The sequence below is a fragment of the Salinimicrobium maris genome (assembly GCF_049680855.1).
GTDB lineage: Bacteria > Bacteroidota > Bacteroidia > Flavobacteriales > Flavobacteriaceae > Salinimicrobium.
The window spans coordinates 212,503-232,822 of record NZ_JBMPGS010000005.1; the positions used below are offsets into that span (position 1 = coordinate 212,503).

General features: G+C 41.2%; 14 protein-coding genes, 2 tRNA genes and 1 rRNA gene. 7 read left to right on the plus strand and 10 right to left on the minus strand.

All coding sequences use genetic code 11. The features are described 5' to 3' along the window. Window positions 1-84: 84 nt before the first annotated feature. Together gldJ and ACOV1Q_RS14655 are read left to right on the plus strand one after the other, a co-directional pair. Window positions 85-1,767, plus strand: a complete 1,683-nt coding sequence (gene gldJ, locus ACOV1Q_RS14650) for a gliding motility lipoprotein GldJ (protein ID WP_424495143.1) — start codon at window positions 85-87, stop codon at window positions 1,765-1,767. Between the two features lie 65 nt (window positions 1,768-1,832). Further along, window positions 1,833-3,110 carry a UDP-N-acetylmuramoyl-tripeptide--D-alanyl-D-alanine ligase gene (locus ACOV1Q_RS14655; protein ID WP_424495144.1) on the plus strand — a complete coding sequence of 426 codons (1,278 nt, stop codon included), beginning with the start codon at window positions 1,833-1,835 and terminating at the stop codon, window positions 3,108-3,110. 23 nt (window positions 3,111-3,133) lie between these two features. Here ACOV1Q_RS14655 and ACOV1Q_RS14660 read toward each other — a convergent pair whose 3' ends face one another. The 8 genes from ACOV1Q_RS14660 to ACOV1Q_RS14695 all read right to left on the minus strand — a co-directional run bounded on the left by ACOV1Q_RS14660 (window position 3,134) and on the right by ACOV1Q_RS14695 (window position 8,936). Further along, the gene (locus ACOV1Q_RS14660) at window positions 3,134-3,844 is read right to left on the minus strand and encodes a hypothetical protein (RefSeq protein ID WP_424495145.1); all 711 of its coding nucleotides are present in this window, start codon (window positions 3,842-3,844) and stop codon (window positions 3,134-3,136) included. Window positions 3,845-4,130: 286 nt separating this feature from the next. After that, window positions 4,131-4,205: transfer RNA gene (locus ACOV1Q_RS14665), tRNA-Val, on the minus strand. Between the two features lie 75 nt (window positions 4,206-4,280). Then, window positions 4,281-4,355 (minus strand) — tRNA-Val (locus ACOV1Q_RS14670). A 105-nt stretch (window positions 4,356-4,460) separates the two neighbouring features. After that, a complete protein-coding gene (locus ACOV1Q_RS14675; protein WP_424495146.1) occupies window positions 4,461-5,678 on the minus strand; it encodes a bifunctional folylpolyglutamate synthase/dihydrofolate synthase in 1,218 nt (405 codons plus the stop codon). A 5-nt stretch (window positions 5,679-5,683) separates the two neighbouring features. Further along, entirely contained in the window at window positions 5,684-6,505 is an 822-nt protein-coding gene (locus ACOV1Q_RS14680) for an energy transducer TonB (protein ID WP_424495147.1), read from the minus strand. A gap of 30 nt (window positions 6,506-6,535) precedes the next feature. Then, on the minus strand, window positions 6,536-6,928 hold the full coding sequence (locus tag ACOV1Q_RS14685) for an ExbD/TolR family protein (protein WP_424495148.1): 393 nt from the start codon (window positions 6,926-6,928) through the stop codon (window positions 6,536-6,538). Window position 6,929: 1 nt separating this feature from the next. Beyond that, on the minus strand, window positions 6,930-7,631 hold the full coding sequence (locus ACOV1Q_RS14690; protein ID WP_424495149.1) for a MotA/TolQ/ExbB proton channel family protein: 702 nt from the start codon (window positions 7,629-7,631) through the stop codon (window positions 6,930-6,932). Window positions 7,632-7,709: 78 nt separating this feature from the next. Then, on the minus strand, window positions 7,710-8,936 hold the full coding sequence (locus ACOV1Q_RS14695) for a Glu/Leu/Phe/Val dehydrogenase dimerization domain-containing protein (RefSeq protein WP_424495150.1): 1,227 nt from the start codon (window positions 8,934-8,936) through the stop codon (window positions 7,710-7,712). 489 nt (window positions 8,937-9,425) lie between these two features. Between ACOV1Q_RS14695 and ACOV1Q_RS14700 the strand changes: the two genes are divergently transcribed. Beyond that, window positions 9,426-9,764 (plus strand): P-II family nitrogen regulator, encoded by a 339-nt coding sequence (locus ACOV1Q_RS14700; RefSeq protein WP_424495151.1) that lies wholly within the window; start codon window positions 9,426-9,428, stop codon window positions 9,762-9,764. 33 nt (window positions 9,765-9,797) lie between these two features. Beyond that, entirely contained in the window at window positions 9,798-11,048 is a 1,251-nt protein-coding gene (locus tag ACOV1Q_RS14705) for an ammonium transporter (protein ID WP_424495152.1), read from the plus strand. A gap of 367 nt (window positions 11,049-11,415) precedes the next feature. On the opposite strand, the gene ACOV1Q_RS14710 is transcribed toward ACOV1Q_RS14705, so the two are convergent. Beyond that, window positions 11,416-12,483, minus strand: coding sequence for an anhydro-N-acetylmuramic acid kinase (locus tag ACOV1Q_RS14710; protein ID WP_424495153.1), 1,068 nt, complete (start codon window positions 12,481-12,483; stop codon window positions 11,416-11,418). 94 nt (window positions 12,484-12,577) lie between these two features. Between ACOV1Q_RS14710 and ACOV1Q_RS14715 the strand changes: the two genes are divergently transcribed. The 3 genes from ACOV1Q_RS14715 to ACOV1Q_RS14725 all read left to right on the plus strand — a co-directional run bounded on the left by ACOV1Q_RS14715 (window position 12,578) and on the right by ACOV1Q_RS14725 (window position 19,938). Then, entirely contained in the window at window positions 12,578-13,720 is a 1,143-nt protein-coding gene (locus ACOV1Q_RS14715) for an acyl-CoA dehydrogenase (protein ID WP_424495154.1), read from the plus strand. Between the two features lie 229 nt (window positions 13,721-13,949). Further along, window positions 13,950-18,479, plus strand: a complete 4,530-nt coding sequence (gltB, locus tag ACOV1Q_RS14720) for a glutamate synthase large subunit (protein WP_424495155.1) — start codon at window positions 13,950-13,952, stop codon at window positions 18,477-18,479. A 1-nt stretch (window position 18,480) separates the two neighbouring features. After that, window positions 18,481-19,938 (plus strand): glutamate synthase subunit beta, encoded by a 1,458-nt coding sequence (locus ACOV1Q_RS14725; RefSeq protein WP_424495156.1) that lies wholly within the window; start codon window positions 18,481-18,483, stop codon window positions 19,936-19,938. Between the two features lie 278 nt (window positions 19,939-20,216). Here the strand turns inward: ACOV1Q_RS14725 and rrf are convergent. Continuing rightward, window positions 20,217-20,320 (minus strand): 5S ribosomal RNA (gene rrf, locus ACOV1Q_RS14730); the annotation flags it as partial.

The following is a 20,320-nucleotide window of genomic DNA, read 5'->3' on the forward strand; positions in this document are numbered from 1 at the left end:
TTGATTTACTTGTAATAATCTTGATTGTTTTACGTTAATTACTATATTGCAAAGCCAAAAGTTGCCACAAAAGATACTGTGAATATGAGAAAAAAGGTTGCTGTAAAAGCATTTTTCGCCATCGCTGCAAGCGTTGGTTTATTAAGCTGTAACAACTCCAGGAACTACGATGATAATTCCCGCGCCACAGGCTGGGACATTAACGACAAAGATGGAGGCTTCAATTACAATTCAGATTTTAAGGAACAGGAAGCAGGCCCCGGACTTATTTTTGTGGAAGGGGGAACCTTTACTATGGGTAGAGTTCAGGACGATGTAATGCATGACTGGAATAATACCCCTACACAACAACATGTCCAATCGTTTTACATGGACGAGACAGAGGTTACCAATTTAATGTACCTGGAATACCTTGATTACCTAAAAAGGGTATATCCTCCAAGTGAGGAAAGATACAGAAATATTTACCAAGGCGCTCTGCCAGATACTTTAGTGTGGAGAAACAGGCTTGGCTATAATGAGACAATGACAAATAACTACCTGCGTCACCCTGCTTATGCCAATTATCCTGTAGTAGGAGTAAGCTGGATACAAGCGGTAGAATTCAGTAAGTGGAGAACAAACCAGGTGAACGAGCGCAGACTCATCAAAGAAGGAATCATTGCCGAAGATGCGCGCTATCGTAACGAACCAGGACAGGTCTTCGACACTGAAACTTATCTTAACGCTCCTTCCCAAACTTATGGTGGAAATGAAGAAATTATTCGCGGAGGAGACAATGCAGATCGTTATGCAACCGAATCTACAGCAGGTGATGACGGGGAGGCTACAAATGCAACCGGTCTGTATGCGCAAAGAAAGCACGGAATTTTATTACCAGATTACCGCCTTCCCACAGAAGCGGAATGGGAATATGCAGCTCTTGCATTAACGGGAATAAGAAGCTACAATGCCTACAGAGGTCGAAAAAAATATCCATGGGACAGTCAATATACCCGAAGCGGTGATGCTAAAAGACGTGGAGACCAAATGGCAAACTTCAAGCAAGGTGATGGTGACTACGGCGGAATTGCAGGATGGAGCGATGATGGAGCAGACATTACTGCGGAAGTAAAATCTTATGAACCAAACGACTTTGGATTATATGATATGGCAGGAAACGTGGCTGAGTGGGTTCTTGATGTTTACCGACCTATTGTAGACGATGAATTTAATGACTTCAACTACTACAGAGGAAACATTTACACCAAACATGCCATTACAGAAGACGGTACGATCAAAGTTCTTGGAGCAGACGAAATAAACTACGACACCTTAAGCAATGGAAGAATTGTAGCAAGAAACCTTCCAGGTGAAATTAAAACAGTTCCCATTACAGAGGAAGATTCTTACTTAAGACCTAACTTTTCCGGGAGTGACAACCGTAACTTCCGCGATGGCGACAGGACTTCTTCCAGAAATTACAACTCTTTTGCAGAAATTGATGATGAATCACAGAGAATGTACAACTCTCCGGTTCATGGTGTACAAGTTGACAGCACTGGAAGCCGCACCCTTCAGTACGACCAGTCTTCAGGAAGAACTACGCTTATTGACGACAACGTAAGGGTCTACAAGGGAGGTTCATGGAGAGATAGAGCCTACTGGCTTGACCCTGCACAAAGAAGATTCTTCCCTCAGGACATGGCAACCGATTATATTGGTTTCAGAAACGCAATGTCACGCGTGGGATCAAAATCTCAAGGAAAAAATAAGACTGCAAATTAACAGCAGTTTCTAATAAATTTCACAAGCCCTAATTCATTTAGGGCTTTTTTTATAGCTTTATTTCTATGGAAATTGAACAACTACACCAGCTTTTCCTCCAAAGTTCAGGAGTGAGCACAGATACCCGACAAATTAAAAAAAACAGCATTTTTTTCGCATTAAAAGGCGCTAATTTCAACGGAAATAATTTTGCCGTTCAGGCGCTGGAAGCAGGAGCCATATATGCAGTTTTAGATGAAAAAACTTCCGAAGAGAACGACCACTTTATCATGGTGGATAACGCTTTAAAAATGCTTCAAGAATTAGCTTCTTTCCATAGAAATTATCTCGCTCTACCGGTGATTTCCCTTACCGGAAGCAACGGCAAAACGACCACCAAAGAGTTAATCAACGCAGTACTTTCCAAAAAGTATAAAACATCTGCCACAAGAGGAAACCTCAACAATCATATTGGAGTACCGCTCACGTTGCTGGAGATGAACCATAATACTGAAATAGGAATCGTAGAAATGGGCGCCAATCATCAAAAAGAGATCGAATTCCTCTGCGGGATCGCACAACCCGATTTTGGTTACATCACGAACTTCGGAAAAGCGCATCTTGAAGGATTCGGGAGCCTGGAAGGCGTTATAAAAGGAAAAAGTGAATTATATACATATTTAAAAGAACATCAAAAAATGCTGTTTTTGAATGCCGATGATCCTGTGCAGCAAAAAGAACTTGCTTACGAAGAAACATTCAGCTTCGGAAGCACTCCGGAATCAGATATACATCTTCATTTTCCTGATTCAACAGATTTTGCTGCTATAGAACACAAAGATTTACGCATAGAATCTAAATTAACCGGTGCGTACAACGCAAAAAACATGGCAGCAGCCTTCTGCATTGGAAAATATTTTAAAGTGGACGAAAAAGACATTAAAGAGGCCCTGGAAAGTTATAGTCCGCAGAACAACCGTTCGCAGATCATCGAAAAAGGCAATACAAAGATTATTTTAGACGCTTATAATGCCAACCCCACCAGCATGGCTGCAGCAATAGAAAATTTTGAAAATCTAAGGGAAGGTCCAAAAATGGCATTTTTGGGTGATATGTTTGAAATGGGTGCCATGGCCGAAGAAGAACATCAAGAGCTAGTTCAAAAGCTTCAGGAATCGACTATAGATCAGGTTTTCCTCATAGGAGAGAATTTCTTTAAAACAACATCCGGAGAAAAAATTAAAAAATTCCGCTCTTTTGAGGAATTTAAATTAGCTTTTAATCCTAAAGAAACGGAAGATAAATTACTATTGATAAAAGGATCCCGGGGAATGGCACTGGAGAGGATTGTGGATATTCTTTGAAGGATTTAGAGAAGTATTCTTTTTTACTTCTTATCAATCCTGACATTTTCTGATTTCTCGCCATTAAACAACAATTCATCCAGTTCAAACTGTAATCCCATTGAAACCATTATTTTTGGATGCCTTGGCGCAAAATCTTCCAAAGCTCCAATATACTTCCCTTGAAGCTTCAATTTTATTTGCCTTAGTCCTACAGTTAAATCTAAAGTAGGTTCGAGATAGGCGGTGCGAGTATTCTGCTCCATTTGATAAACACTATAGAAACTACCATAGTATTCACTATTAAAAGGAAAATCATGTGAAACAAACTTATTCTCCACCAATACGAATTTAGGACTGAAGGAGAATGAAACCAACTCCAGTTTATAAGCTATGTTAGGTTGTAAAAAATATTTGATAGAGCGGGCTTTTAGAGTTCTGTCGGGAACTTTGTAATTATACAGGTGCTGCTGCGTGATATAACCACCACCTGCAAATATTTCAAACAAAAAGCTTTGGTTGATCCTCGTGTTAATATATCCCAAGCCAATCTCATAATTGTTTAACCGGTATTTATCTACACCTCTAGTATGCTCATCCTTATTACCCAAAAAGGCAGTGGAACCCATGACCCCAATATGGTCACTGACCGCATAAGACCCGGAGATGTTCACTCCGGAAGCATCGGCATAAACAACACTTCTTGTACCAACCGCTACTTCCACCCCCGCCTTGGCGTCTCCTTTATGTTCCAATAAAGGAATATTGGTAGGATTACTGACGTAATAGTTATGAGCACACGAACAAAAGGTAAAGAAAAACAGTAAAAATGCAGAACCGGATAAAAGGCGTTTCATGAATGGGAAAATATAATTCCAGACTAAAATAGGATATATCTTCAATTAACACCTCTGACCCTTAAATTTTTCAACTGAAAAATAGCTAAAGCTCCCAATTCTTGAAAAAAAGCATTTAAGCACAAATTCAAAAGGGTATAAAAAAACCTCGCTGAAGAATCTCTGCGAGGTTTATTACTTTATGTGGGTGATACTGGGTTCGAACCAGTGACCCCTACCTTGTCGAGGTAGTGCTCTGAACCAGCTGAGCTAATCACCCTCAATTTAATCAGGAAGTTAATTACTCCTTCCAATTTTAAACAAAAAAGGCCTCCTAATGGAAGCCTTTCTTTTGTGGGCAATGAGGGATTCGAACCCCCGACCCCCTCGGTGTAAACGAGGTGCTCTGAACCAACTGAGCTAATTGCCCCAATAAATTTTTGAACTTTCGCTTTCTTAAGAGCATGTCTCTCTGTGAATGCGGATGCAAATATAGGCTACATTTTCATTTATGCAAAGAAAAAAATAAAAAAAATTAAATTATTTCTGCTACTGTAAAAGTACTACCTCCAATATAGACTACATCCCGCTCCCCCGCTGACTTCATCGCCATCTCATAAGCATTTGAGACCGAAGAATATGCAGCTCCCTTCAACCCGAATTCAGCTGCTTTTTTCTTTAAAATATCAGCATCCAATCCTCGTGGGATATTGGGTCTGGAAAAATAAAATTTTCCGTCCTTTGGAAAAAGAGGTAAAACAGCATCAAGATCTTTATCGTTCACCACTCCCAGAACAAAATGCAATTGCCCATATTCCTCTTGCTGCAATTGCCTCATAGTGTAAAGCAATCCTTCCTTATTATGTGCGGTATCACAAATAACTTTCGGATTTTCCTGCAGCACTTCCCATCTGCCACGCAGCCCGGTGTTCCGCACCACATGGCTTAAACCCAATTTCCTGGCTTCTGAAGGTATATTCCAGCCGCTCTCTTCCAATACGTGTAAGCCGGCTAAAACCGTCCTTATGTTCTTTTGCTGGTAAGCCCCCTTGAGGTCTGATTGCATTATCTCTGCAGCATGTTCTTCCGCTAACAGAAGCGGTGCTTCTCGACTTTCCGCAATTCTTTTAAAAACCGGAAGTGTCTCTTCTTGGGCTTCTCCTATCACCACCGGCACTCCTTCTTTGATGATTCCGGCCTTTTCAGCTGCAATTGCCTCCAATGTATTCCCCAGGATAGCGGTATGGTCAAAACCTATATTCGTGATCACCGAAAGTTGCGGGATAATGATATTTGTAGAGTCCAGTCTTCCGCCCAGTCCTACTTCAATTACAGCAACATCCACTTTTTTATCAGAAAAATACTGAAAAGCCATCCCCACCGTCATTTCAAAAAATGAAAAATGTTCGGCTTCAAAGAAAGCTTTATGTTCAGAAATGAATTCAATAACCGCATTTTTGGATATTTCTTTGCCGTTGATCTTAATCCGTTCCCGGAAATCCTTGAGATGAGGCGAAGTATATAAACCGACTTTCATCCCTGATTCCTGTAAAACTGAAGCAAGCATATGTGAAACAGAACCTTTTCCATTGGTTCCTGCCACGTGTATGCTTTTAAAATTCTTGTGAGGATGCTCCAGGTGCTGTGACAACTTCTGAATATTGTGGAGATCTACTCGATAGGCTTTACTACCCTGTTGCTGGTACATGGGCAACTGCCGGAACATCCAGTCAACAGTTTCCTGATAATTCATCAAAATTACTCTGAAAGTTTGAAATTGTAGATAATGGTTCCCACTTGCTTTGCGGGCGCTTTGTCATCGCTGTTAAACCTGGTCGCCATTGCCGCTCTTCTAGCAGGATCTAATAAACATGCGGCATTATTCGTAGTTCCTTTAACACCAGGAGTAGCACGAATCACCTGGCCATTTCGGTCTACTTCGATTTGTACGACCACCAGCCCCGATTCATTACAGTCCTGAACGAATTTCTCTTTATTAAGAGCTCTTCTTCCTCCAAGACGGTAATTTCCATCTCCGTCAAGACCTAATCCATTTCCGTAATATGCAGCTGCATCGGGATCACCATCTGGCGAACCTTTATCGCCAGCAAGATTGTCGTTGCCTTCCCCGCCTGTTGCACGACCATCGCTTTCAGGTCCGTTTAAGACACTGCTCAATGCATCTGTGGTAGATTTTTGTGGTTTAGGATCGGGCTTTTTCACAGGCTCTTTTGGCTGCTCCTTTACCGGCTCGGGCGTTTGCTCAACCGGTTTTCTCTTTTCTTTTTTCTCGATCACTGGGGCTTCAGCAATTTCTGAAGTGACCACATCTTCCTGTATTGTAGATTCTACCGGCGTAACTTCAGGACGGCTCTGCTGCGGCGCAGACTGCACCGGCTCGGTGGGCTGATTATTTCCTGAACCTACTTCAGAAGTTCCGAAGTTGATCGCTATACCACTTTCCGGTGGTGGATCCAAATAGGTGAACCCGAAAAACAAAAGCAACAAAATAAGCAACACGTGAAGGGTTGCCGTGATGGCAAATGATCTCTTTTCGTGCTTTGTTTCTAAATATTTCACCTTTCAAAAAGGGGATTATAACATTAATTTCTAATTTGGGCGTACTGCAAGAACAATTTTATACCGGTTCCTGTTCGCAATATCCATCACGTTGACAGCATCTTCAATAGGAACTCCTTCTTCTGCCCTTAAGATGATCGTGGGGTTCTCCACTCCTGCAAGTTTAGTTCTCAATTGCTGTTCTAGCGCGCTGTTACTCACTCTTTCATCATTCACATAAACCTGAAGGTCTTTAGTTATACTTACAGACACATTTTGCACCGAAGTTGTTTTGCCCTTTGCTTTAGGCAGGATCAAATCAAGCGCTTCCGGAGTAATGGCCGGCGAAGTAAGCATGAAAAAGATGAGTAGTAAAAATACAATATCAGTCATGGAACTCATGCTGAATTCTGTACTTATTTTATTTCTGCCTCGTAAATTCATACTATGCAGGTTCGTTTAGAAGATCTAGAAAGTCTACAGCAGTGGCTTCCATTTGGTGCACTACCTTATCTGTCTTTACCACCAGGTGATTGTAACCAATGTAAGCAATGATCCCCACAATTAAACCGGCTACTGTTGTGGTCATGGCGATATAGATTCCCTCTGCAAGAGCACCCATTTCGGCCTGGCCGCTGCTTGTCGCAAGTTCATGAAAAGCAATTACCATTCCTATTACTGTACCTAAAAAACCAATCATAGGACCAACCCCTGCGATAGAAGCAAGAATGCTAACGTTCTTTTCCAACTTGTAAACCTCAAGTCTCCCGGCATTTTCAATGGCGGTATTGATATCTTCTAACGGACTACCAATACGATCCAAACCTTTGGCCGTTAATCGCGCCACGGGTGAATTTGCCTGCGCACATCTAATTCTGGCAGATTCAATGTTACCATTTAGCACACTGTCCTTAATTTGATGCATAAAATTGCTGTCGGTTTCCGAAGCAGCTTTAATTGCAAAGAGCCGCTCGAAGTATATATATACTGCTACGAAAAGCATGATAAAAAGAATAGCAATGATTACCTGGCCTGCTATTCCGCCACTTAAAAAAAGGTCAAATAATGAGAGGGTTTTTTCTTCAACTATTGGCTCTGCATTTTGTGCAGTTTCTGCCAATCCATCCTCCTGAAAAAAATGTAGCATATGTAGTTCCCGGTTTTTAATTTAAACGTACTAAACTTATTTTAATTGTGTGTCCTGCTTTTCCTTCAGCATTAAAAATTATACCAGTTGCTTCAAGGCTATTTCAAAAGCAGTTTTACTAATGTTCGTTTTGCTGCTGTTGTTATCAAAGGTATTTTGAATTGCGTTCTTAATGGTAATTGAAGCGTCGTTAAAGATGGCTTCATCTGTCATTTGCACCCTGCGTTCCATAAAATATGCAAATACTCGCGCCATTCCACAGTTTGAAATAAAATCTGGAATTAGGCTTACACGTTCATCTGTGTACTCCATAATAGGACCGAAGAAAATTTCCTTATCGGCAAAAGGAACGTTTGCACCACAGGAAATAACTTCCAGCTTGGTATCGATCATTTTGGTGATCTGTTCTTTTGTAATCAACCTTGATGCGGCACAGGGAGCAAATATTTCGGCTTCCAGCGTCCATATCTTTTCATTGATCTCTTCAAAAGGAATCATTTTATCACTCTTCAGGGTATTTCCTTCCTTATTAAGGAAAAGTTTTTTCACCTCATCAAAAGTAAATCCGGCCTCATTGATCAAACCACCGTCACGATCAATGATCCCGACGATCTTCGCTCCCATTTGAGCCAGATAGAAAGCCGCTGCAGAACCCACATTTCCGAAGCCCTGTACTATAGCTTTCTTTCCTTTCACATCGCCGCCATAGATTTCATAATATTGCCTTACCGCTTCGGCGACCCCAAAGCCGGTGATCATGTCGGCTACCGTGTATTTTCGGGAAATATCTGGTGAATAATTCACATTTTCCAAGACCTTGATAACCCCCTGTCGTAACTGACCAATCCTGTTGATCTTGTCTGCTTCCGAAGGTTGAAAGTGCCCGTTAAAAACTCCTTCCTGAGGATGCCATACTCCGCAGTCTTCAGTAATAGGGATTACTTCGTTGATCTCATCAACATTAAGGTCACCTCCTGTACCGTAATAGCTTTTCAAAAGCGGAGAAACTGCTTTGTACCAGCGTTCCAAAACCCCTTTTTTGCGCGGGTCGTTAGGATCAAAGTTAATTCCAGATTTCGCGCCACCAATCGCAGGACCCGAAACAGTGAATTTCACCTCCATGGTTTTTGCAAGTGACAAAACCTCATTCATATCAAGCCCCTGTCTCATGCGCGTACCTCCACCAGCGGCACCACCTCTTAACGAGTTGATCACTGTCCAGCCTTCGGCTTCAGTTTCCGGATCTTTCCAGTTAAATACTATTTCAGGATCTTTATTTTGATATAAATTCAGTAATTCTTTCATGTCTTGTTTTAAATGATGCACAAATATAAAAAAACATGAATGCTGAAAAGTTTAATTCATTACATATTTTCTGGTGATATGAATGATGCTTGAAAACGACATTTTTGGCACTTCTTCTGAATGATCTTTTAAATAATATTTCACTGCTAAACATTCAAAAAAAGGAGATCTGGCAAAAAGGAAACTCTGCTGAAATATTCTTAGCCACACCATTTAAATTTGACAAAAATCTTCTAAATGGAATGATTTGCCATTTTTCAGAAGTAAAAAAGGAATTTTCTTATATCTGGAGCAATACGTCTCTTCCAAATAATCGTTTACAATACCGAATTTTTTTAAAACATCTCAAATATCAAATTTAAAAATGTAAACCCTGTAATTTATAGGGGTGCCTTTTATTTATATGATAAATATTCACACATCACCCCCTTTAATAAGCATATTTTTAAATATTAACTATATTTTTATACTTGATTAAAATAGATTCTTATGAAAAAAATAGAAGCCATTATTAGAAAATCAAAATTTGATGATGTCAAGAAAGCGCTCCATGAAATAGGAGTGAATTTTTTTAGCTATTGGGATGTTACAGGTGTGGGTAACGAGAAACAAGGGCATGTATACCGCGGGGTCTCCTACAGCACGACAGATATTCAACGCAGGATGATATCTGTGGTCGTTTCAGATCCTTTCTTGGACAAAACGGTAAAAGCCGTGATGGATGCTGCCTATACAGGATCTGTTGGGGATGGAAAGGTGTTTGTCTCTCCAGTGGAGGAAGCATACCGCATTAGAACCAAAGAAGATGGCACTGGCTCTCTCGCTTAACTCACAATATAATAATGACAAAAATTTACAATTATGGAACTTCTTACAACAAACAATGTATGGATGATGATCTGCACAGCACTGGTATTTTTTATGCACCTTGGATTTTCCTTGCTTGAGGTAGGTCTCACCCGACAAAAGAATGCCATTAATATTTTATTTAAAAACGTATTTATCATCTGCGCCGGACTTCTTTTATACAGCCTCGTAGGATTTAATCTCATGTACCCGGGGTCATTTATCGCAGGAGTCATCCCAGATTATTTTTTGGAATTATTCGGACTTCACCCGCCCGTCGCCGATGGCTCGTTGGATCTTACCTATAATGAAGGCTACACTTATTGGACAGATTTCTTATTCCAGGGAATGTTTGCAGCAACTGCCGCTACCATCGTTTCAGGAGCAGTCGCAGAAAGAATAAAATTATCCAGTTTTATGATTTTTTCGGTTATTTACATTGCATTTATCTATCCCATTGTTGGTTCCTGGAAATGGGGAGGCGGCTTTCTGGACGAAATGGGATTCTATGATTTTGCCGGTTCCACTCTGGTACATTCTGTAGGAGGTTGGGCGGCTTTAGTCGCTATCTCCTTATTGGGAGCCCGCATAGGTAAATTCGGAAAAGACGGAACCTCTCATGCCATCCCAGGACATAATATACCTATAGCTACTGCCGGAGTATTTATTTTGTGGCTGGGTTGGTTTGGATTTAACGGTGGTTCAGTTCTTTCTGCAGATCCTTTCCTCACTTCAATCACCCTGGTAACTACCTGTCTTTCCGCAGCTGCAGGAGGCATATCGGCTTTTATTGTTTCTACCCTCATGTATAAAAATTACGATCTTACAATGTTCCTCAATGGAATCCTGGGCGGACTTGTAGGGATAACCGCAGGTGCAGATCTTATGAGTCCGGGAGAATCCATTCTTATAGGTCTTATAGCAGGAGCGGTTATAGTCTTAGGGGTAGCACTTGTTGACAAAATGAAACTTGATGATCCCGTTGGTGCTGTAGCTGTACATCTTTTATGCGGAATTTGGGGCACGCTTGCAGTGGGAATTTTTGGTGATCTTGCAGGATTTAACCAGTTCTTCACCCAACTGGCCGGAGTAGGAATTATAGGTGTATTTTGCTGTGTATCGGCTTTTGTCATTATATACCCCATAAAAGCCACCATAGGACTACGTATGGAAACTCTAGAGGAAACGGAAGGTCTCGACTTACACGAACATGGCATGGATGCTTATGCCGAATTTGGAACAAGTCAGGAAAAACCGGTCTACTAAAACCAGAAGAGGAGTGTTTTGCAGAGCACTTCTCTTTGTTGAATTTATTCCATAGAAAACATCGTTCAATTCATCTCCCATTAACTAAACAGACTACGAAGGCGAAAAGGTTGGATTTGTAGCCGATCTTGGGGGTCTAGAGGTGAAGAAGCCGTTTTTCTCTTCATAACTGGAGTCTCATGTTGGCCGTCATGAACCCGACAGATTTTACTGAATCCTGTCTGTTTGGACTGTACACTATTGGCGGTCAACTTGGGCCATTTATACTGCCGGCTGTTTATGCATTTTAGGATCTACTTCGAAAAAGTGCTTTTTTGAATAATTTTCCGCATCTAAACCTGCAAAAAACTTGAAAAATAACAGCATTTTATTTTTGAGGTTCATAGATCACTCCGGAAGAATGATCTTTTGAAGAACCTGTCACGCTTTTCAACACATTCACTTCATTTCGTAGTTTCAGAACTCCCAAAAAGCCAAATATCAGTGCCTCTTTATAATTCACCACTTTAGAAGCAGGAACAAAAATGTCATTTTTAGCTCTCATTTTGATCTGCTCCATCAGGAACCCGTTAAAAGCACCACCACCGGTCACTAAAACCTTTGAACCTGGATTTTGATCAAACATACGTGAGATCTGGATTCCGGCATGCACCGCGTAAGTGTTTAGCAAATCGGGAATTTTCTTTTCACCAGCTAACAATGGAAGTATGTTACCGTTTACCCATTCTATCCCTAAAGATTTCGGCGGCTCCTGAGCGTAAAACGGCAGGGAATTTAATTTTTCCAGTAGAACTTCATCTGTCCTGCCCGAAGCAGCAATTTCGCCATTCTTGTCGTACGGAAGATCGAGCTTTTCAGCCAAATAATTTAAAACGGTGTTTACAGGGCAGATATCAAATGCTATTCGTTCCCCTTCCAGGACGGTGGAAACATTGGCAAAGCCGCCAAGGTTGAGGCAGTATTGAACTTCAGGAAAGAGCAGCTCATCCCCAACAGGAACCAGCGGCGCTCCCTGGCCGCCCAGTTCTACATCCTGAACCCGAAAATCGCACACCACTTTTTGCCCGGTAAGAGTAGCCACTTCCGGCCGGTTGCCTATTTGGAGTGTGAAACCATTTTCAGGCTCATGCTTTATGGTATGACCATGACTGCAGATGGCATCAATTTTCTTAATCTTATTTTCAGCAATAAAATCTGAAAGAACTTCAGATAAATATACCGTGTATCTTTTATTTAGTTCGTGCAGTCTTTCATCATCGTAAAAAATTGCTTCGGAAAGTGTCATTTTCCAATCTTCAGGATAAGCTAAAGTTTCAGCAGCCAAAATTTTATAATTCCATGTTTCATCATAATGAAAATGGAGATGTGCAATGTCAATTCCATCTAAAGAAGTACCGGACATTACCCCAAGAACAAAATATTCGTTTTTTCTCATAACTGTAAAATTAGCCTTTCTAAATTGAAAAAATCCTTTCAAAAAGGTATCTTTGATCACAAAAATTCACATTTTTTAAAAATTCTTATATTTAATGGATTTCAAGCTAACTGAAGAGCACTTAATGATAAGGGATGCAGCGCGTGATTTTGCAAAAAATGAACTGCTACCGGGAGTAATAGAAAGAGACGAAAAACAGGAGTTTCCGAAGGAACAGGTGAAGAAAATGGGAGAACTTGGTTTTCTTGGAATGATGGCTTCTCCTGAATATGGAGGCGGCGGAATGGACACCGTTTCTTATGTTCTTGCCATGGAAGAGATCTCTAAAATTGATGCTTCTGCATCTGTAGTGATGTCTGTAAATAATTCATTGGTTTGCTGGGGACTCGACACCTACGGGAATGAAGAGCAAAAGAAAAAATATCTTACCAAACTGGTAACAGGAGAATCTATAGGCGCTTTCTGCCTTTCTGAACCTGAAGCCGGAAGTGATGCAACTTCGCAAAAAACAACTGCAATAGATAAAGGCGATCATTACCTCCTTAACGGAACCAAAAACTGGATCACTAACGGAAGTACAGCAGATTATTACATCGTAATCGCCCAAACAGATGTAGAGAAAAAACACCGCGGTATCAACGCCTTTATTGTAGAAAAGGGCCTAAAAGGTTTTGATATTGGGCCCAAGGAACAAAAACTTGGAATTAGAGGAAGTGATACCCATTCTTTGATGTTCAACGACGTGAAAGTACCAAAGGAAAACAGGATTGGGGAAGATGGCTTCGGGTTTAAGTTTGCCATGAAAACGCTTTCTGGCGGAAGAATTGGTATTGCAGCACAAGCATTAGGAATTGCTGCCGGGGCTTACGAACTCGCCAAAGAATATTCAAAAGTGAGAAAAGCTTTTGGGACTGAGATCATGAACCACCAGGCGATCGCCTTTAAACTGGCAGATATGCACACTTCTATTGAGGCTGCCCGCCACCTGGTTATGAAAGCAGCCTGTGATAAGGACAATGCTGAGAACTATGATCTATCTGGCGCCATGGCAAAGCTTTTCGCTTCCAAAACGGCCATGGATGTCACGGTAGAAGCCGTACAGGTACATGGAGGTAATGGGTATGTAAAAGAATACCACGTAGAGCGGTTAATGCGTGACGCCAAAATCACCCAGATATATGAGGGAACTTCAGAGATTCAAAAAATAGTGATTTCAAGAAGTATTTTGCAAGACTAGAAAAAGTTACATAAACCTCATTTTTGAATGCCCGGTAATTTACCGGGCATTTTTTATTTCTTCTGTTTGGAATTGCAATATTCACAATTAGCAGCCGCTCAATTCTTAATTTATCATTTTATCTGCTTAATATTAATTTTACTGCATTAAACGCTAAGAAATGAACATTTAACTTCATTATTATTAGCTTTTATCCTATTTTAGGCAAAATTACGTAAGAAGATTTGATATGAAACCAGGAAAACAAGGGCTGTATTCGCCCGAATTTGAACATGACAATTGTGGCGCAGGATTTATATGTAACCTCAAAGGAAAACGAACAAATGATATCATTCACAAAGCTCTCGATATTCTAATTCGCTTAGAGCATCGCGGAGCCGTAAGCGCAGATGGCAGAACGGGTGATGGCGCCGGAATCCTCATCGAAATACCACATAATTTTTTCAAGAAACAATGCGATTTTGAGCTCCCGGAATTTCAGGAATATGCAGTTGGAATGGTATTTTTTCCACCTTCTTCCAATCAGCAGAAAATTTGCAAAGAAATTTTTGAAGAGCAACTCAAAAGACAACATTTAGATATTCTTGGCTGGAGAGAAGTTCCCGTAGACAAGACATGTTTAGGGAGCATTGCTGCCAGAACAGAACCAAATGTCCAGCAAATTTTTATAGGGAAAGGCGAAAAAGAGATTTCTGACAGGGAATTTAGCGCAAGACTTTTCACCGCACGTAAAATTGCAGAACATAAAATTGAACAATCAGGCCTTTCAGAAGCAAATTATTTTTACCTCACAAGTCTTTCTACTAATACCATTATTTATAAAGGTCTTTTAATGCCACAGGATATCAATATTTATTATCCAGACCTGAATGACCCCGAACTGGTGACTAAATTGGCCCTGGTGCACCAGCGCTTTTCAACAAATACGTTTCCAAGTTGGGACCTGGCACAACCTTTCAGGTATATGTGCCACAATGGAGAAATAAATACGCTTAGAGGAAATCTAAGCCGGATGAAAGCCCGGGAAGAACTCTTTAGAAGTGACCTTTTTGGAGAAGAAAATTTACGGGAGCTTCTTCCTATTACTTCTGAAGGAAAATCAGATTCTGCTTCAATGGATACGGTTCTTGAACTTCTTGTTCAAACCGGAAGATCTTTGCCCGAAGCAATGATGATGATGGTTCCAGAAGCCTGGGAGAAAAATCCTTCTATGGGAGAAGATAAGAAGGCATTTTACGAATACAATGCCTGCATCATGGAACCCTGGGATGGCCCGGCTTCAATTCCATTTACCGATGGAAAATACATTGGCGCTCTTCTGGACAGAAATGGACTGCGTCCTTCCAGGTATACACTTACTAAAGATGGTTATGTGGTAATGGCTTCGGAAACCGGCGTGATGGACATTGAACCAGAAAATGTTGAATTACACGGGCGTTTAGAACCAGGAAGAATGTTTTTGGTAGACATGAATGAAGGCCGCATAATAGGAGACGAGGAGGTGAAAAGCAAGATCGTCAATGAAAGGCCTTATAAGGAATGGCTGGAGCAACATTTGCTTCCGCTTTCAGATGTACCTTACACCGGTAACCGGACGCCGGTTGAAAAAATAGATTTCCTCACCCGCCAAAAACTTTTCGGCTACACTATAGAAGACATCAAAACCATTATAAGTCCTATGGCAACATTGGCCAAGGAAGCGACTGGTTCTATGGGAACCGATACCCCATTGGCTGTTTTATCACACAAACCCCAACTCCTATTTAATTATTTCAAACAATTATTCGCACAGGTTACGAATCCCCCCCTCGATGGTATTAGGGAAGAAATTGTAACCGATATTAGTCTCTCTATAGGACAGGACCGGAATTTGTTTGATGTGATCCCCGAGCAATGTAAAAAATTACGCATTCAGAACCCTGTAATCTCCAATGAAGACCTTGACAAGATCAAGTATATTAACGCACCAGGATTTAAGGCTAAATCAATTTCTATTCTCTATGAAGCTGAAAAAGGATTAAACGGACTGGAAACACGCCTTGATGAAATTATCCTGGAAATTACAGATGCGGTAGATGAGGGTTGTAATATTGTAATTCTTTCAGATAGAAATGTAGACCCGGCTCTGGCTCCAATTCCGTCGTTAATGGCGTGTTCTTTTGTACACCATATGGTGAAGAAACACAACCGGCGATCTTCCTTCGGAATTGTGATCGAATCCGCAGAACCCCGCGAACCACATCATTTTGCAATTCTTTTTGGTTACGGTGCAAGTGCGATCAATCCATATATGGTGAACGAAATCATTCACAATCTTGTTGTGGAAAAAGAGATTCCAATAGAAGATCCTGAAGAAGCTGTGGAAAATTTCAATCTTGCCATTGGAAAAGGAATTGTGAAGATCATGAACAAAATTGGCATTTCCACCCTTCATTCTTATCGTGGTGCACAAATATTCGAAATACTGGGTCTCAACCAGAAGTTCGTCGATAAGTATTTTTCCAATACTCCTACCAGGATCGAAGGAATTGGAGTATATGAAATAGAAAAGGAAATTCAGAAGCGCTACTGCAGCGCCTTTAGACCTGCTGAAACCGGAACCGACCTTGAGCTTGAAATTGGTGGTGATTATCGCTGGCGCAGGTCTGGAGAAAAGCACATGTTCAACCCTGCGAGTGTCGCGAAACTTCAGCAGGCAGTAAAGCAAAATAGCCAAAAAACGTATGAAGAATACTCACGACTTATTAATGACCAGAGTAAAAATCTGATGACTCTGCGCGGAATGTTCAGGTTTAAAGATTTAAATCCCATTCCGCTTGAAGAAGTGGAACCCTGGACAGAGATCGTAAAAAGGTTCAAAACAGGGGCTATGTCGTTTGGTTCAATTAGTAAAGAATCTCACGAAAATCTTGCCATCGCCATGAACCGGATGAAAGCTAAAAGCAATTCCGGGGAAGGTGGAGAAGATCCCTCCAGGTTTTATAAAAGCACCGATGGAAACTGGAGAAATTCCGCAATTAAGCAGGTAGCCTCAGGTAGGTTTGGAGTTTCCATAGATTACCTTACGAATGCACAGGAAATTCAGATAAAAATGGCGCAGGGCGCAAAACCGGGTGAAGGAGGTCAATTACCGGGCCCTAAAGTGAATCCTGATATTGCCAAAACAAGAAATTCTACGCCATATGTGGGATTAATTTCTCCGCCTCCGCACCACGACATTTATTCCATTGAAGATCTTGCCCAGTTAATCTTCGACTTGAAAAATGCCAACAGGGAAGCCAGGATAAATGTAAAACTTGTTTCTAAAATTGGCGTTGGAACTATCGCTGCCGGAGTAGCAAAAGCAAAAGCCGATGTGGTATTAATTTCCGGCTATGATGGAGGAACTGGCGCATCTCCACTAACTTCTCTACGTCATGCCGGCTTACCCTGGGAACTTGGAATTGCAGAAGCTCATCAAACCTTACTGCTAAACGACCTGAGAAGCCGAATAGTGGTAGAATGCGACGGACAACTAAAAACAGGAAGGGATGTTGCTATCGCATGTCTTTTAGGAGCAGAAGAATTTGGTTTCTCTACGGCTCCACTTGTAGCCTCGGGCTGCATCATGATGCGTGCCTGTCATCTCAATACCTGCCCTGTGGGCATTGCAACTCAGGATCCTGAATTAAGGAAGAACTTTAAAGGTACTCCCGAAAATGTCATTAATTTCATGTATTTCGTAGCACAGGAATTACGGCAAATCATGGCAGATTTAGGTTTCCGCACCCTGAATGAAATGGTAGGGCAAAGTCAGAAACTTGATATGAACCACGCCATTAAACATTACAAAGCTGAAGGAATTGATCTTTCCAAGATCCTTTACAAACCACAGGTAGCCGAAAATACACCTCTTTATAACACCCGGAAACAGGACCATCGCTTGGAAGATGTTCTGGATTTTGAAATCCTGCGGAAAGCTCACCCTGCCATTTACCGAAAAGAGAAAATGCAGCTCGAGTTCCCTATTAACAATATTAACAGAACAACCGGAGCGGTAATAAGTAATGAAATTTCAAAAATTCATGGTTCAAAAGGACTTCCGAAGGGTACATTGACGCTCAATTTCACGGGTTCTGCCGGACAAAGCTTCGGCGCATTCGCTACCAAAGGACTTACGCTGAATGTTGAAGGTAATACGAACGATTACTTCGGAAAAGGATTAAGTGGCGCAATACTTTCTGTAAAGAAGCCTAAAAATGCTACTTTTCGATCCTGTGAAAATATCATCATTGGAAATGTTGCCCTTTACGGAGCCACCAATGGCGAAGCCTATATCAACGGAATTGGTGGTGAACGCTTCTGCGTAAGAAATTCCGGAGCAAAAGCTGTGATTGAAGGGATTGGAGATCACGGGTGTGAATATATGACCGGCGGTGTAGCGGTGATCCTTGGAAATATAGGAAGGAACTTTGCTGCAGGTATGAGCGGTGGTATTGCTTACATCTACAATCCGAAGGAAACTATCGATATGCACAATTTCAATATGGAAATGATAGGTTTGGAACAGCCTTCTTCCGAAGATAAAGAAGAGCTAAAAAGGCTGATCAAAAACCACATTTCTTACACCCAAAGCGATCTGGGGAAGGAAATCATGAGCGACTGGGAATCAAATTCAGGAAAATTCATGAAGATCATGCCTACAGAGTACAAGAAGGCACTAAAGATTTTAGAAGAAGAGAAAATGAGAAAAGAAGAAGTAGAATTAAAAACAGCATAAAATGGATAAATTGAGAGGATTTCTTAAATACGAACGTCGGGAAGAAGACACCATTGCTGTTCCTGAAAGAGTTAAGAATTATGAAGAGTTTGGTAAAGAACTCAGTACGGAAGAATTAAATGAACAGGGAGCCAGGTGTATGGATTGCGGAATTCCGTTTTGTCATAGTGGATGTCCCCTGGGAAATCTCATCCCCGATTTTAATGACGCCGTTTATAAGAATGAATGGCAAAAAGCTTTAAAAATACTGCACTCCACAAATAACTTTCCAGAGTTTACCGGAAGGCTTTGCCCCGCACCCTGTGAATCTGCATGTGTTTTAGGCATCATTAAACCGCCAGTGTCTATTGAACTCATTGAAAAATACATTCCCGAACGCGGTTTCCAGGAAGGATGGATAAAAGCCGATCCACCAAAGGAACGTACCGGGAAAACCGTTGCTGTTGTAGGCTCGGGCCCTGCAGGTCTTGCAGCTGCACAACAGTTGAATCGTGCTGGCCATAACGTGACCGTGCTGGAAAGAGATAAAAAAGTTGGTGGGCTTCTTCGATACGGCATCCCAGATTTTAAGCTGGAGAAAAGAATTATAGACCGTAGAATTGCCATTCTGGAAGAAGAAGGAATAGAATTCAAAACTGAAACAAATGTAGGGGTAAATTATTCGGTGGAAAAATTACAAGAGTTTGATGCTATTGTTCTTTGTGGCGGTGCAACCGAAAGAAGGTCTTTGCCTATACACGGCGCAGAGGCAAAAGGGGTAGTACAGGCAATGGATTTTCTTAAAAAGAACAATGAGGTTGTCGATGGCCTTTCTGAACCTGTACAGCAGCTTAGCGCGAAGGATAAGCACGTGATCGTTATAGGAGGCGGCGATACAGGATCTGATTGTGTAGGTACTTCTAACAGGCACGGGGCTAAATCTGTAACAAATTTTGAAATAATGCCGATGCCTTCTAATTCCCGAACCATTGACAATCCATGGCCCTATTGGCCCTTTACGTTAAAAACTACTTCATCGCACAAGGAAGGAGTGGAGAGGAACTGGAGTATCGCGACCAGAAAATTTATTACCGATGATCAGGGAAATTTAAAAGCCCTGGAGACCATAGAGGTTGAATGGGTGAAAACGGAAGGCGGGGTTCCAAAGCTGCAGGAAATTGAGGGAACTGAAAAAGAATGGCCTTGTAATCTTGCTTTACTGGCTCTCGGATTTACAGGGCCTGAAAAAACGCTAAGTCAGCAGCTCGGACTTCAGGTTGACACACGAACAAATATAAAGGCAGATAAATTTCAAACAAATATACCTAAAATTTTTGCTGCAGGAGATATGCGCCGCGGGCAATCATTAATAGTATGGGCAATTTCTGAAGGCCGGGAAGCCGCAAGAGAAGTAGACAAATTTTTAATGGGTAAAACAGTCTTACCGACCAAAGGAAAAGGAGATCTCCCTGCCGCTTAACAGCAACAGCTCCCCAATTCTTATGACAAAAGCAACCTGTTGAAGGTTGCTTTTGTCTTTTAGTCTTTTTGCGGATATATTATAACTTGAAAAATTGAGCATTTCAATATAGATCCAGCACATCCAATAATTTTGTTGAATAAGAGGTCTTTAATCAATATATAATTATATACTAGCTCACTTTGTAAGTAATCCTGTCGCAACCTTTTGAACTTATACTTAATTTACTTTACTCCATAAAAAAACCCTTCATCAAGTTCATGATGAAGGGTTTAAAAAAAAGGCGGCGACATACTCTCCCACGAGATGCAGTACCATCTGCGCTAACGGGCTTAACTTCTCTGTTCGGAATGGGAAGAGGTGAGCCCCGTTGCTATAACCA